We start from the raw sequence: 13,301 nt of genomic DNA, 5'->3' as shown, positions 1-13,301 counted from the left end.
CGAAGTCACGGCTTTGCGGCGCAATGCCGCGTCACGGCAAATGCGTAGCGTGTAGACTCAAGTTTCGGAGCGGGATGCGTCGCCCTCTTACCTTCTCCCCTTGTGGGAGAAGGTGGCGCGGACGCAGTCCGCGACGGATGAGGGGTATGCATCCGCGGAGGCAGACCCCTCACCCCGCTTCGCTGCGCGAAGCGACCCTCTCCCACAAGGGGAGAGGGTGCATCAAGCTTTGGTCGCGACAGCGACAAGCCCGGGCGCCGGGATGTTGTCCTCGTTGCGCGCGGAGAGATCGTCGAGCAGGGCCAGCGTCAGCCCTGCGGCGGCGACCGACGCGCGCACGTAGTCTGCGCTGTGGGCGTAGCGCAGCCCTTCGCCGAGGATGACGCCCTCGCCGTCATGGGTCTCGGTGGTGAAGGCGAGCACGCCGCCTCCCACCAGCACGCGCGCGGCTTCAGTGAGCACCGGCGCGAGATCGGCGACATAGACCATCGCATCCGCGGCAAGGATCAATTCGGCGCTGGCGTCCGGCTTGCCCGAAATGCCCTTCAGCATGTCGTCGACCTCGAGCTCGGCATAAAGCCCGGTGGCGCGCGACTTGTCGATCATGCGCGGCGACAGGTCGATGCCGATGAAACGATCGACGTGCTCGGCGAATGCACCGGCCGCAAGGCCCGTGCCGCAGCCGAGATCGATCGCACGCTTGAAGAAGGCCGGCTTCTTCGCCGACGCGCGCACCGACAGCACTGCCTTGAACAGCAGCGCCGGGCCGCGATAGCCGAGATCGCCGACCAGCGCCGCCTCGAAGCGCGGTGCATATTGATCGAACAGCGTCTGCACATAGCCCGGCGGCATCGCGCCGACGGCCTCGACGCCGAGCTGCATCAGGTGCAGGCCGGCGCCATGGCGGTCTTCGGGATCGGCGTCGCGCGCGGCGCGGAAGGCTGCGATCGCGGCTTCACGCTGGCCGAGCTCGAGGCGGATCTTCCCCAGCGTGTACCAGGCCGAGGGGAATTTCGGCACGAGCTCGATCGCCTGTTCGAGCAGCTCGGCGGCGGCCGGCAGATCGCCCTTCAATTGCAGGTCGCGCGCGAACTCGTAGCGGCGGTCGGCGACGAGGTCACCGGAGGACAGAAACAGGCGGGGAGCCATTTTCTCTTAAGGAACCGATCTTGGCCGACGAGGCCGTCCATGAAAGCACGGACTTTTTCCGGAGATGGCTGCGCGGGTCAAGCCCGCGCGTGATGGCTAAACATCGCGGAAGGAGCGCCTATATAGCGACAATGCGCCCGCAAGACATCCTGATGCCCGTCCCGGCCGGGCTTTGCTGCAAGCCCGGCGGCTTCCACATCGATCCTGTCAGGCCGGTCGAACGGGCCCTGATCACGCATGGCCATTCCGACCATGCCCGGGCGGGCCATGGCGCCGTGCTCGCGACCCAGGAAACGCTCGACATGATGCGGTTGCGCTATGGCGAGAATTTCGCCGGCTCAGTGCAGGCGGTCGCCTACGGCGAAGAGATCAGGCTCGGCGACGTCACGGCGACCTTTCATCCCGCTGGCCACGTGCTGGGCTCCGCCCAGATATCGGTCACCTGCAAGGACATGCGCATCGTCGCCTCCGGCGACTACAAGGACGCCCGCGATCCGACCTGCGCGCCGTTCGAGCTCGTCCCGTGCGATGTCTTCATCACCGAGGCAACGTTTGGCTTGCCGGTGTTCCGCCATGGCGATGCCGCCGGCGAAGTGAACAAGTTGCTGGCGTCCGTGAAACTGTTTCCGGAGCGGGCCCATCTGGTCGGCGCCTACTCGCTCGGCAAGGCGCAGCGCGTCATCGCGCTGCTGCGCGAGGCCGGGTACGACGCGCCGGTCTATCTGCATGGCGCGATGGAGAAGATCACCTATTACTATCAGGAGCGCGGCATTGCGCTCGGCGAGCTGCGGCCCGCGCGCGGCATGAAGAAGGCCGAGCTTGCCGGCACCATCACGCTGGCGCCGCCGAGCGCGACAACAGATGTCTGGACGCGGCGCTTTCCCGATCCGGTCACCGCCTTTGCCTCGGGCTGGATGCGCGTCCGCGCCCGGGCGCGGCAAGGTGGCATCGAGCTGCCGCTGGTGATCTCTGATCATGCCGACTGGGACGGGCTGACGGCGACGATCGCGGCAACCGGCGCCGGCGAGATCTGGGTCACCCACGGCCAGGAAGACGCGCTGGTGCATTGGTGCAAGACCAAGGGCCTTGCCGCGCAGCCGCTCGATCTGGTCGGCTATGGCGACGAGGACGAAGGCGAGACGAAAGCGTTGACCGGCGAGGCCGAGCCCGCCGGCGAGGCCCAGCCCGTCGGCGAGACCAAGAAGCCATGAACCGCTTCGCCGAGCTGCTCGACCGCCTCGCCTACGAGCCGGGCCGCAACAACAAGATCAAGCTGCTGGTTGGCTATTTCCGCGAGACCGAGGATCCCGACCGCGGCTACGCGCTGGCGGCACTGACCGGCGCGCTGTCGTTCAAGCACGCCAAGCCCGGCTTGATCCGCGATCTCATCACCGAACGCGCCGACCCGGTGCTGTTCGGCTACTCCTACGATTACGTCGGCGACCTCTCCGAGACCGTCGCGCTGATGTGGCCGAAGGCGGCTGGTGCGACTCACAACCAATCTTTGCTGAGCCACCCCTCTCCCCAACCCTCCCCCGCAAGGGGGGAGGGAGCCCACCCGTCGTGCTCACCTCACAGCGATAACGAGGTGACTGACTTGGGTGAGGGACGCGCCGGTGGATGGGTTCCCTCCCCCCTTGCGGGGGAGGGTGAGGGAGAGGGGTACCGCGGGCGAGACGTCAGCGACGATCTGCTCTCGCGCAACGATCGCGACCTCCGCGCCCACAACAACCCGCCTCCCCCGACGCTAACGGACGTCGTCACCACATTGCGCACGCTCGGCAAGGCCGAGCTGCCGGCGCAGCTGGCGCGCTGGCTGGACGAGCTCGACGAGACCGGACGCTGGGCGCTGTTGAAGCTCGTCACCGGCGCGATGCGGATCGGGATCTCGGCGCGGCTGGCGAAGACGGCAGCTGCGGCACTCGGCGAGAAGGACCCGCACGAGATCGAGCTAATGTGGCCCGGCCTGTCGCCGCCCTATCTCGACCTGTTCGCCTGGCTCGAAGGCCGCGGCGACAAGCCGGTCAACAGTGATCCGACGCCGTTCCGTCCGGTGATGCTGGCGCATGCGATCGAGGACAGCGATTTCGCCAACCTCGACGCCGCCGACTTCGGCGCGGAATGGAAATGGGACGGCATCCGCGTGCAGGCGGTCGCCGGCCGCGACGCGCGCGGCCACATCCAGGCGCGGCTCTATTCGCGCACCGGCGAGGACATCACCGGCAGCTTCCCCGACCTCGTGCCTTCGCTGCATCTGCCCGGCGCGATCGACGGCGAGTTGTTGGTGCTGCGCGACGGCCGCGTGCAGACCTTCAACGTGTTGCAGCAGCGACTGAACCGCAAAGTCGTCTCGCCGAAGCTGATCAAGGAATTTCCGATCCACTTGCGGGCCTACGATCTGCTCGGCGACGACGAGAACGATTTGCGCGAGCTGCCCTTCACCGAACGCCGCGCGCATCTCGAAGCCTTCGTGGCCAAGCTCAACGATCCGCGGATCGATCTGTCGCCGAACGTCCCGTTCGCAAGCTGGGAAGAGCTGGCCGCAGCGCGCGCCGATCCTAGGAGCGCCGGCGCCGGCGACGATGCCGACGCGGTCGAAGGCGTGATGTTGAAGCGGCGCGACGCGCCCTATCTGCCCGGACGGCCGAAGGGTCCGTGGTGGAAGTGGAAGCGCGATCCGCACATCATCGACGCGGTGCTGATGTATGCCCAGCGCGGCCACGGCAAGCGCTCGTCCTATTATTCCGACTACACGTTCGGGGTCTGGACCCGTGGCGAGGCCGGCGACGAACTGGTGCCGGTCGGCAAGGCCTATTTCGGCTTCACCGACGAAGAGCTGTTGCAGATCGATCGCTTCGTCCGCCGCAACACCACCGAGAAGTTCGGTCCGGTGCGACACGTCGTGCACGAGCCGGATCAGGGACTGGTGCTGGAAGTCGCCTTCGAGGGTCTGCAGCGCTCGCCGCGTCACAAATCCGGCGTCGCGATGCGTTTTCCCCGGATCAGCCGCCTGCGCTGGGACAAGCCGCCGCGCGAAGCCGACCGGCTGGAGACGCTTGAACGGATGTTAATCTCCATGACAGGAAGTTAAACCCGCAAGCCGCATGACAGCCATTGATCGCGGCTCACGGGTTTCCCATGTGCTCCGCCGTGACCTATAATGCGGGCGATTCCGCGGGAGACAGCAATGCCAGACAATATCCGGGACTTGCCGGCCGGCCACAGTGACGGCCTGTACCGCTTTCTCGGCGGATCGCCGCTGTCGGTGGCGTTCCGGCTGATCCTGCTTTCGATCCTGGTCGGCGTCGTGCTTGCCGCGATCGGCCTCGACCCGTGGAACATTCTGTACAGCATCCGCCGGCTGTTCCAGAGCCTCTGGGATTTCGGCTTCGATGCGATCAACTGGGCCTGGCGCTACTTCCTGCTCGGCGCCGTGATCGTGATCCCGATCTGGTTGTTGTCGCGGCTGTTCGGCGCGCCGCGCGGCCGCTGATCAAAGGAAAGTCCGCAGCCGATGCAATTGCAATTTGTCGGCTGCGGCGATGCGTTCGGTTCCGGAGGCCGCTTCAACACCTGCTTCCACGTCAGCGGCGCGCGCGTCAACTTCCTGATCGATTGCGGCACGTCCTCGCTGCCGGCACTGAAGCGGCTCGAGATCGATCGCAACGCGATCGACCTGATCCTGATCACGCATTTCCACGGCGATCATTTCGCCGGCCTGCCGTTCTTCCTGCTCGATGCACAGTTCACCCGCCGCACCCGGCCGCTGGTGATCGCGGGGCCCGAAGGCATCGAAACGAAGTTGCCTGCGGTGATGGAAGTGATGTTCGAGCATTCGTCCAAAACCAGACAGCGCTTCGACCTGTCCGTCGTCACGCTCGCACCGCAGGAACGGCGCGGCTTTGGCGAGGTGACCGTAACACCCTACCCGGTGGTGCATGGCGAATCCGGCGGGCCGTTTCTCGCCTATCGCGTCGAAGCGGAAGGCCGCGTCGTCAGCTACAGCGCCGACACCGAGTGGACCGACGCGCTGATCCCCGCCGCTCAAAACGCCGATCTCTTCGTCGTCGAGGCCTATACCTACGACAAGACGGTCAAGAACCATCTCAGCCTGAAAGTGCTGGAAGCTCATTTGCCGGCCATCAACGCCAGGCGCGTGGTGCTGACCCATATGAGCGACGACATGCTCGGCCGCGTCGACAGCCTGCCCTACACGGCGGCGAGCGACGGCATGGTCGTGACGTTCTGACCATGCCATGCCTTGTCGGCTGCCCCTCCGCCACCGCATTGCTCTGAGAACAATTCCGGCATGGTCGCGCGACGGATGTCGGGATAGAAACGCCTGTTCCTTGCAATCGTAGCCATGCACGCACCCGTTCACCCGAAGATCACCACCCGCCAGGTGTTCGCCATTGCCGGCCCGGCGATGGTCGCCAACTTGACCACGCCGCTGATCGGCATCGTCTCGACCACCGCGATCGGCCGGCTCGACGATGCCGCGCTGCTCGGCGGCGTGGCGATGGCCTCGGTGATCTTCGACTGCCTGTTCTGGCTGTTCGCCTTCCTGCGCATGAGCACGCTGGCCTTCACCGCGCAGGCGCAAGGCGCCGGCGAGCCGCAGGAATATGCCGCGATCCTGGTGCGCGGCTTCATCGTCGCCGGCCTGATCGGCGCGGCACTGATCGTGCTGCAGGTGCCGCTCGCCGCAATCACCTTCCAGCTGATGGGCGGCAGCGAAGGCGTCACGCGCGCGGCCAAGAGCTATTTCATGATCCGGATCTGGTCGGCGCCGCTGGCGCTCGGCAATTATGTCATCCTGGGCTGGCTGGTCGGGCAGGCGCGCGCCAATCTGGCGTTGGCGCTGCAGATCGTGATCAATCTGATCAACATGATTGCAACCGTGCTGCTGGTGCAGGCCTATGGCGCCGGCATCGCAGGCGCCGCAATCGCCGCCGTGCTGGCCGAGACCGCCGGCTTCGCTGTCGGCATCGTCGTGGCGTGGCGGATCTCACAAACGGGCTTCGCCGTTCCCGCGGCCACGCTGTTCGACCGCGCCAAGCTGATGCGCATGCTGGCGGTCAACCGCGACATCATGGTGCGCACCGCGGCGCTGATCGTCGTGTTCCTGTTCTTCACCGCCAAGGGCGCGCGCGAGGGCGACGTGACGCTGGCCGCGAATTCGGTGCTGAACAATTTCCTCTTGGTGAGCGCCTTCTTCCTCGACGGCCTCGCCAACGCCGCCCAGCAGCTCTGCGGTCGCGCGTTCGGCGCGCGCGACGCACGCGGCTTTGCCGATTCGACCCGGCTGGTACTGCTGTGGGGCGTCGGCTTTGCGCTGGTGGTATCAGTGCTGTTCGCACTGTTCGGCCCCGCCTTGATCAACCTTATGACGACCAGCGACGATGTACGCCGCTATGCGCGCGATTTCCTGCTGTTCGTGATCCTGGCGCCCCTACCCGGCGTGTTCGCATTCGGTTTCGACGGCATCTATGTTGGCGCGACCTGGGCGCGCGAGATGCGCAATCTGATGCTGGCCTCGCTTGCGATCTTCCTCGCCACCTGGTGGGCGCTCAGTTCGTTCGGCAACACCGGCCTGTGGATCGCGCTGCTCGGCTTCTACGTCGCGCGCGGTGGCCTGCAGGGCCTGCGCTATCCGGCGCTGCTGCGGAAGTCGTTCAAGGCTACCTGACTCGGCTAAGCCTCTCGTGTCCCGGACGCGGTGCGGCACGAAGTGACGCGCCGCTGAGCCGGGACCTATGTCAACCATGGGCCCCGGACCAGCAGCGCACCACGCCACCACTGCGGCGCGCTGCACTGCATCCGGGGCACGAGAGAGCCGTTACCTCACCGGCCAGTCCTCGGCCGTAATCGTCGCGGCATCGGCGCCGACGATTTCCGACAGCGAGTCGCGGCCGGTGCGCAGCAGAGTCGACGACAGATCGCGCTTGATGTCGTCGACCAGGCCGATGCCCTTGTAGACCAGCGAGGAGTAGAGCTGGATCAGGCTGGCCCCGGCGCGGATCTTGGTCAGCGCGGCGCCGCCGCTATCGATGCCGCCGACGCCGATCAACGGAAATGCGCCTTCGACACGGACATAGGTCTCGGCCACCATCCGGGTCGAGAGGCGGAACAGCGGACGGCCCGACAGGCCGCCCTGCTCCTTGGCCCGGTTCTCCTCGCGCAAGGTCGAGGGACGCGCCAGCGTGGTGTTGGCGACGATCATGCCGTCGACGCGCCGCGAGCGGGCGATATGCACGACGTCGTCGAGCTCGGCGAGGCTGAGATCCGGCGCGATCTTCAGCAGCACCGGCGAGTCGCCGGCGTTCTTGCGCACCCGCTCGCGGGTGTCGATTACCCGCGCCAGCAGATCGTCGAGCGCCGCCGATTGCTGCAGATTGCGCAGGCCCGGCGTATTCGGCGAGGAGACGTTGACGGTGAAATAGCTCGCGACCGGGGCGAAGGTCTCGATCAGCTTCACATAATCGGCGATGCGGTCGGTCGAATCCTTGTTGGCCCCGACATTGACCCCGATGATGCCGCCGCCGCTGGCGCGCGCGGCGAGCCGGCGCAGCACCGCTTCCGCGCCGTCATTGTTGAAGCCCATGCGGTTGATGACGGCCTCGTCGCGCTCGAGACGAAACAGCCGCGGCCGCGGATTGCCGGCCTGCGGCTTCGGCGTCACCGAGCCGATCTCGACAAAGCCGAAACCAAGCCGCAGCAGCGCGTCGGGCACCTCGGCGCTCTTGTCGAAACCCGCCGCCATGCCGATCGGGTTCGGAAAGTTCAGCCCGAAAGCGCGCACCGCGAGCTTGGGATCATCCACCCGCTGCCGGATCGGCGGCAGTAGCTTCAGGCCCTGGATCGCCATGCGATGGGCATCTTCGGGATCGAACCAGCGCAGCAGCGGCAGCGAGAAGGCGTCGAAGGCACGGATCACGGCTTGAGCTCCGGAACATCGTGGCCACCGTCGGAGCGCGCGCGCAGGCTGAGGATTTCGGTGACCGCGCCGAGGTCGAGCTCGCCATAGAGATGCGGGAACAGCTCGTCATTGCGCGAGCGTTCCCAGCGCAAGGCGTCGCCGAGCGCATCGGCATCGACCGCGACCAGGAACAGGCCGGTTTGCCCGTGATAGTGCTTGCGCGCGGTCTCGGCCACCTGGGAAGCGGTCGAAAAATGGATGAAGCCGTCGCGATTGTCGTCCGCACTGCCCCGGTAGACGCCCTGCCGCTCGGCCTCGCGCCAGGCCGAAGCGGGAGTGATTTTGTAGATCATGGGCACGGCGCGGCCTTCCCTTTTGTCCTTGAGTCTCTTGGGGTTTTATCCGGATTTGAGGGGAAATGCCCCAGACGCCAATTGGCGAGCGAGGGACCGTATCGGCGGCGGCGGCGCAACTCAAGCGGCGCTGCGACACATCCGACAGCAGATTTGCGAAAACGCCAGCTTTCAGGTAATAATTCCTACCATCCGGGGTATCCTCGATGGCCAAACAGTCCAAAGCCGCCCGACCGCTGACCCACGCGCAGGTCTGGGCCGCGCTCGACCGGCTCGCCGAACGCGCCGGCCTGTCGCCTTCAGGCCTTGCCAAGCAGTCCGGCCTCGACCCCACCACCTTCAACAAGTCCAAGCGCGTGACCGGCGACGGGCGCGAGCGCTGGCCATCGACCGAATCGCTCTCCAAGGCACTGGCCGCGAGCAATGCCAGCATGGAGACCTTCGTGCAGTTGCTCGGCGATGGTCCGCGCGGAGGCCAGTCGGTGCCATTGATCGGCTTCGCGCAGGCCGGCGCCGGCGGCTATTTCGACGACGCCGGCTTTCCCGCCGGCAAGGGCTGGGATGAAGTGGCGCTGCCGGCGACAACAGACGAGCACGCCTATGCGCTGGAGATCGAGGGCGACTCGATGAAGCCGGCCTATCGCGAGGGCGACATCATCGTGGTGTCGCCAGCGACCGCGATCCGCCGCGGCGACCGCGTCGTGGTGCGCACCACCGGCGGCGAGGTGATGGTGAAGGAATTGAAGCGCCGCACCGGCAAGGTGCTGGAGCTCGCGTCGCTCAATCCGGAACATCCCGACCGCCTGCTCGACGCCGAGGAGGTCACGTGGATCGCGCGCGTGGTGTGGGCGAGCCAGTAGCTGCGGCGATTCAGTCGTCACCATCGTCGTCCCGGCGAAGGCCGGGACCCATAACCACCGCCGTTTGATTTGCAGCGAGCTGGGGCCACAGCTCGCTTCGACAACTCAACCCTGTGGCAATGGGTCCCGGCCTTCGCCGGGACGACAGCGGAGGTTGCGGCGCGCCCCTTGCATTCCCCCTACGTCGCGTAGTCCGGCTCCTTGCGGTCCAGCATCCGCTTCAGCGCATCGAAATGCCGCTGCGCCGGGGATGGGCCGCTGTAGAGATGGTCGTCGCGGAAATCGCGCTTGGTCTTCTCCACCACATGCTGCGGCAATTGCTTGAGCGGCTGCTGGGTCCACATCGCGTAGATCTGCACCTGCGCGGCGCGCTCGATGTAATAGAGCCGGTCATAGGCATCGGCGACGGTCTCACCGACGGTCGAGATGCCGTGGTTGGCCATGAACAGGATGGTCTTGTTACCGATCACCCTGGCGAGCCGTGCGCCCTCCTCGGGATCGAGCGCCGGACCTGTGTAGAGATCGTCATAGGCGATCGCCTCCGACAATCCGACCTCGGTCTGACCGATCTCCTTGATGCGCGGATCCTCGAGCCGCGTCAGCGCGCTCGCATACGGCATATGGGTGTGGAACACCGCCTTGGCCTGCGGCAGCGCCTTGTGGATCGGCGCATGAATGCAATAGCAGGAGCGCTCGACCTCACCCTCGCCGCGCTTTACCTCGGCATCGTCGATGCCGACCTCCATAAAGGACGACGCTGTTACCTCCGACCAGTGCATGCCGAACGGGATCTGGTAGTAGCGGTCGGTGCGGCCGGGCACCACGAAGGTGAGATGGTTGAAGATACCTTCCGAAAAGCCGTGGATGTAGGCGAGCCGATGCGCCGCCGCGAGATCGACCCGCGCCTGCCATTCCTCGGCGCTCGAACTGTCCTGCAGCGATGTCGGCGAAACCCTGAACTGCATGCACATGCTCCCATTTGTGCCGGCCGCTCGATGGAGGCCGTGCTGATTTTATGGGAGGAAGTGTAGCGCAATCCGGCCGCGGCCTTGGCTGAAAATGCCGGGGATCAGCCATCTGCATTTTGCGGGCTTGGCGCCGCAAACACCCCTGTCGTCCCGGGTAAGCGAAGCGCGACCCGGCAACTGTTATGTTGGTTTGGTCTGCAGGTACGGCTTTCGGTCTCGCATCATGGCATTGAGGACCGTTAGCAGCTTCCTGGCGACGGCGATGAGGGCGAGTTTGGCTGGTTTTCCGGCCTGTCGCAGTCGTGCATAGAAGGCCTTGAACAGATCAGCTCTGCGAACTGCGTTGAGGGCCGCCATATAGAGGGCGTCACGAACGCGCTTTCGGCCGCCCGCAATCTTGCGCTTGCCGCGGAAGGCGCCGCTGTCGACGTTGAAGGGAGCCAGGCCAGCGAGCGCTGCGAGTTGTTTCGGCCCGACCCGCCCGAGTTCCGGCATCTGCGCGATCAGCTGCATGCAGGCTACCGGACCCACGCCGGGCAGCGAACGCATTAACTTGGCATCGTCCGCGATCTCCGCTTCGGCTTTAATCAATGCACTGATGTCCGCCTCGATCTCGGCGATCTCGCTGTCGAGGACCTCGATGAGGCGGCCAATGCGTTCGGCCATGGCGCGATCGTCGGCCTCGCTGCGCCGGTTCTTCTCCTGGGCGCGCATGAGGACCAGCTGATCCCGCCGTTTTGCAAGCCTCGCCAAAGTGTTGCGTGCAGGATCGGCGACCTGCTCGGGGGCAGGCTGCATGGCCCGCGCAAAGGCCGCCAGCATCCGCGCATCGATCGGATCGGTCTTGGCGAGTAGGCCGCTAGCCCGTGCAAAGTCGCGGGCACGGGCCGGGTTGATCCGTGCGAACCGGATCCCGGCCTGACGCAGCGCCTCGCGAAGCGCGAGGTCATAGATACCCGTCGCCTCGAAGACGACCAGCGTATCGCATTGCCAACGCGCCACCTGCTGTGTGATGGCCTGTGGCGCGTTGGCAATGCGCCTCGGCACGCCGTCAGCCTCATCAAAGATATCGAGGTGTTTCTTGGAGATGTCGATTCCGACGTAACGAAGAGCTATGATCACGGTGCCTGTCCCTGTGATGCGAGGTCTGTTGGCGCAGCCTCGTGCAACTGTTCAGGTTGATAGATGGAACGGGCGGGAGACCGAGCCGGCTCACGGCGTCAAGCGCCAAGGACCCAACGGCTTCCCGCCCACCCTCATCATGACAGACTTCCAAGACACAGGGACCCATAACCACCACTCATCGTGTTGAAGAAGGCTGGAGCCACGTCTCGCCTTGACAACACGATCCCGTGGTTATGGGTCCCTGCTTTCGCAGGGACGACAATAGCGGGAGTCCACCGAGCTACGACGACCGCGCCAGCGCCCCGTCGATCATGTTGACCGCGTTCTGCACGCCGTAGACCGCGACGAAAGAGCCGAAGCGCGGGCCCTTCTCCTGGCCGAGCAGCACCTGGTAGAGCATGTTGAACCAGTCGAGCGAGACGCCGGGACGGCCGTCCTTGCCCTTCTTGACCATGTCGAGGAACGGCTCGCGGCGGCCGATCTCGTAGACCACGTTCTGGATGTCTTCCGCTGTCGCGTCGGCGGGCATGTTGGCGAGCGCATCGCGCAGATCCTGCAACGCGGCGCGCTCACCTTCGGTGGGCTCGCGGAACTGCTTGGTCGGCGCCACGAAGTCTCGATAATAGTTGATGGCGTAGCCGACCATCGCATCTAGCTTCGGATGGCTCTCGGGCGTCACGCCCGGCCGATAGCGGCCGATGAAGCCCCACAGCGTCTCGGCATTCTCCGCGTTCGACGACGACACCAGCGTCAGCAAGAGCTGGAAGGTGACGGGCATGTCGGCCTGCGGCGGCTTGCCGGAGTGGATGTGCCAGACCGGGTTCTGCAGCTGCTGCCGCGGCTCCTGCCGCGTGAAGCCGTCGAGGAACTGCTGGTAGTCGTCGACATTGCGCGGGATGACGTCGAAATACAGCCGCTTCGCCGCCTTGGGCTCGCGATACATGAACAGCGACAGCGATTCCGGCGAGGCGTAGCGCAGCCATTCGTCGATCGTCAGACCATTGCCCTTCGACTTCGAGATCTTCTGGCCCTTCTCGTCGAGGAACAGCTCGTAATTGAAGCCCTCGGGCGGCGTGCCGCCGAGCGCCGAGCAGATCTTGGCGGACAGCTTCACCGAATCGATCAGGTCCTTGCCGGCCATTTCATAGTCGACGCCGAGCGCGTACCAGCGCATCGCCCAGTCCGGCTTCCATTGCAGCTTGCAGCGGCCGCCGGTGACGGGAACGGTGACGCTCTCCTTGGTCTCTGGATCTTCATAGGAGATCGTACCGGCCTTGGCGTCGTGCGCGGTTACCGGCACGTAGAGCACGAGGCCGGTGCGCGGACAGATCGGCAGGAACGGCGAGTAGCTCGCCGCGCGCTCCTCGCGCAGCGACGGCAGCATGATCGCCATCACTTTCTCGATCCGCTCCAGCATGCGCAGCAGCGCGGCATCGAACCGGCCGGAGGTGTAATACTCGGTCGAGCTCGCGAACTCGTACTCGAAGCCGAACTGATCGAGGAAGGCGCGCAGCCGCGCATTGTTGTGCTGGCCGAAGCTCGGATGGGTGCCGAACGGGTCCGGCACCTTGGTCAGCGGCTTGCCGAGATGCTGCGCCAGCAGCTCCTTGTTCGGCACGTTGTCCGGCACCTTGCGCAGCCCGTCCATATCGTCGGAGAAGGCGAGCAGGCGGGTCTTGATCTTGTCCTCGGTGAGCACGCGGAAGGCATGGCGCACCATCGTGGTGCGCGCGACCTCGCCGAAGGTGCCGATATGCGGCAGGCCCGACGGGCCGTAGCCGGTCTCGAACAGCACCTCGTCCTTCGGATTTTTCTTCAGCCGCGCCACAATCGCTTTCGCCTGCTCGAACGGCCAGGCGTTGGATTGTTCGGCGAGCGCCCGCAGGTCGCTCGGGCTGGCAGCAAGATCAATCACGGACATTTCTTC

General features: G+C 65.6%; 12 protein-coding genes. 6 read left to right on the top strand and 6 right to left on the bottom strand.

The window, feature by feature from the left end; translation table 11 throughout:
• Positions 1 to 222: 222 nt before the first annotated feature.
• The gene (locus XH92_RS04405) at positions 223 to 1,149 is read right to left on the bottom strand and encodes a methyltransferase domain-containing protein (protein ID WP_194458147.1); all 927 of its coding nucleotides are present in this window, start codon (positions 1,147 to 1,149) and stop codon (positions 223 to 225) included.
• Between the two features lie 131 nt (positions 1,150 to 1,280).
• Between XH92_RS04405 and XH92_RS04400 the strand changes: the two genes are divergently transcribed.
• From XH92_RS04400 to XH92_RS04380, 5 genes are all read left to right on the top strand, one after another.
• Entirely contained in the window at positions 1,281 to 2,360 is a 1,080-nt protein-coding gene (locus tag XH92_RS04400; RefSeq protein ID WP_194458146.1) for a ligase-associated DNA damage response exonuclease, read from the top strand.
• Positions 2,357 to 4,240, top strand: a complete 1,884-nt coding sequence (locus XH92_RS04395; RefSeq protein WP_194458145.1) for a cisplatin damage response ATP-dependent DNA ligase — start codon at positions 2,357 to 2,359, stop codon at positions 4,238 to 4,240. The genes XH92_RS04400 and XH92_RS04395 overlap by 4 nt, the downstream gene beginning before the upstream one ends.
• 96 nt (positions 4,241 to 4,336) lie before the next feature.
• Positions 4,337 to 4,642, top strand: coding sequence for a DUF6460 domain-containing protein (locus tag XH92_RS04390; RefSeq protein WP_050426362.1), 306 nt, complete (start codon positions 4,337 to 4,339; stop codon positions 4,640 to 4,642).
• A 21-nt stretch (positions 4,643 to 4,663) separates the two neighbouring features.
• Positions 4,664 to 5,398, top strand: a complete 735-nt coding sequence (locus XH92_RS04385; RefSeq protein ID WP_194458144.1) for an MBL fold metallo-hydrolase — start codon at positions 4,664 to 4,666, stop codon at positions 5,396 to 5,398.
• 114 nt (positions 5,399 to 5,512) lie between these two features.
• On the top strand, positions 5,513 to 6,838 hold the full coding sequence (locus XH92_RS04380; protein ID WP_194458143.1) for an MATE family efflux transporter: 1,326 nt from the start codon (positions 5,513 to 5,515) through the stop codon (positions 6,836 to 6,838).
• 150 nt (positions 6,839 to 6,988) lie between these two features.
• Here XH92_RS04380 and XH92_RS04375 read toward each other — a convergent pair whose 3' ends face one another.
• Both XH92_RS04375 and XH92_RS04370 read right to left on the bottom strand, forming a co-directional pair.
• Positions 6,989 to 8,086 carry a quinone-dependent dihydroorotate dehydrogenase gene (locus tag XH92_RS04375; protein ID WP_194458142.1) on the bottom strand — a complete coding sequence of 366 codons (1,098 nt, stop codon included), beginning with the start codon at positions 8,084 to 8,086 and terminating at the stop codon, positions 6,989 to 6,991.
• Entirely contained in the window at positions 8,083 to 8,427 is a 345-nt protein-coding gene (locus XH92_RS04370) for a DUF952 domain-containing protein (protein ID WP_168470963.1), read from the bottom strand. Before XH92_RS04370 ends, XH92_RS04375 begins: the two co-directional genes overlap by 4 nt.
• A 200-nt stretch (positions 8,428 to 8,627) precedes the next feature.
• Here XH92_RS04370 and XH92_RS04365 point away from each other — a divergent pair, with 200 nt between their 5' ends.
• The gene (locus tag XH92_RS04365; RefSeq protein WP_194458141.1) at positions 8,628 to 9,281 is read left to right on the top strand and encodes a helix-turn-helix transcriptional regulator; all 654 of its coding nucleotides are present in this window, start codon (positions 8,628 to 8,630) and stop codon (positions 9,279 to 9,281) included.
• Between the two features lie 179 nt (positions 9,282 to 9,460).
• Here the strand turns inward: XH92_RS04365 and XH92_RS04360 are convergent, their stop codons facing one another.
• The 3 genes from XH92_RS04360 to XH92_RS04350 form a co-directional block, all read right to left on the bottom strand.
• Positions 9,461 to 10,246 carry a class II aldolase/adducin family protein gene (locus tag XH92_RS04360; protein WP_246788225.1) on the bottom strand — a complete coding sequence of 262 codons (786 nt, stop codon included), beginning with the start codon at positions 10,244 to 10,246 and terminating at the stop codon, positions 9,461 to 9,463.
• Positions 10,247 to 10,429: 183 nt separating this feature from the next.
• Positions 10,430 to 11,371: a transposase gene (locus tag XH92_RS04355; protein WP_194458139.1), complete on the bottom strand. Its 942-nt coding sequence runs from the start codon at positions 11,369 to 11,371 to the stop codon at positions 10,430 to 10,432.
• Positions 11,372 to 11,654: 283 nt separating this feature from the next.
• Positions 11,655 to 13,295, bottom strand: a complete 1,641-nt coding sequence (locus XH92_RS04350; protein WP_194458138.1) for a lysine--tRNA ligase — start codon at positions 13,293 to 13,295, stop codon at positions 11,655 to 11,657.
• Positions 13,296 to 13,301 lie beyond the last annotated feature (6 nt).

Source organism: Bradyrhizobium sp. CCBAU 53421 (assembly GCF_015291625.1).
Classification (GTDB): Bacteria; Pseudomonadota; Alphaproteobacteria; order Rhizobiales; family Xanthobacteraceae; genus Bradyrhizobium.
The sequence above is the reverse complement of the archived record's forward strand: the minus strand, read 5'-3'. Positions and strand labels throughout refer to the sequence as shown.

Coding starts and splice junctions, on each gene's coding strand:
- XH92_RS04405 (WP_194458147.1), bottom strand. CDS start 1,149: ATGGCTCCCCGCCTGTTTCTGTCCTCCGGTGACCTCGTCGCCGACCGC.
- XH92_RS04400 (WP_194458146.1), top strand. CDS start 1,281: ATGCGCCCGCAAGACATCCTGATGCCCGTCCCGGCCGGGCTTTGCTGC.
- XH92_RS04395 (WP_194458145.1), top strand. CDS start 2,357: ATGAACCGCTTCGCCGAGCTGCTCGACCGCCTCGCCTACGAGCCGGGC.
- XH92_RS04390 (WP_050426362.1), top strand. CDS start 4,337: ATGCCAGACAATATCCGGGACTTGCCGGCCGGCCACAGTGACGGCCTG.
- XH92_RS04385 (WP_194458144.1), top strand. CDS start 4,664: ATGCAATTGCAATTTGTCGGCTGCGGCGATGCGTTCGGTTCCGGAGGC.
- XH92_RS04380 (WP_194458143.1), top strand. CDS start 5,513: ATGCACGCACCCGTTCACCCGAAGATCACCACCCGCCAGGTGTTCGCC.
- XH92_RS04365 (WP_194458141.1), top strand. CDS start 8,628: ATGGCCAAACAGTCCAAAGCCGCCCGACCGCTGACCCACGCGCAGGTC.
- XH92_RS04360 (WP_246788225.1), bottom strand. CDS start 10,246: ATGCAGTTCAGGGTTTCGCCGACATCGCTGCAGGACAGTTCGAGCGCC.
- XH92_RS04350 (WP_194458138.1), bottom strand. CDS start 13,295: ATGTCCGTGATTGATCTTGCTGCCAGCCCGAGCGACCTGCGGGCGCTC.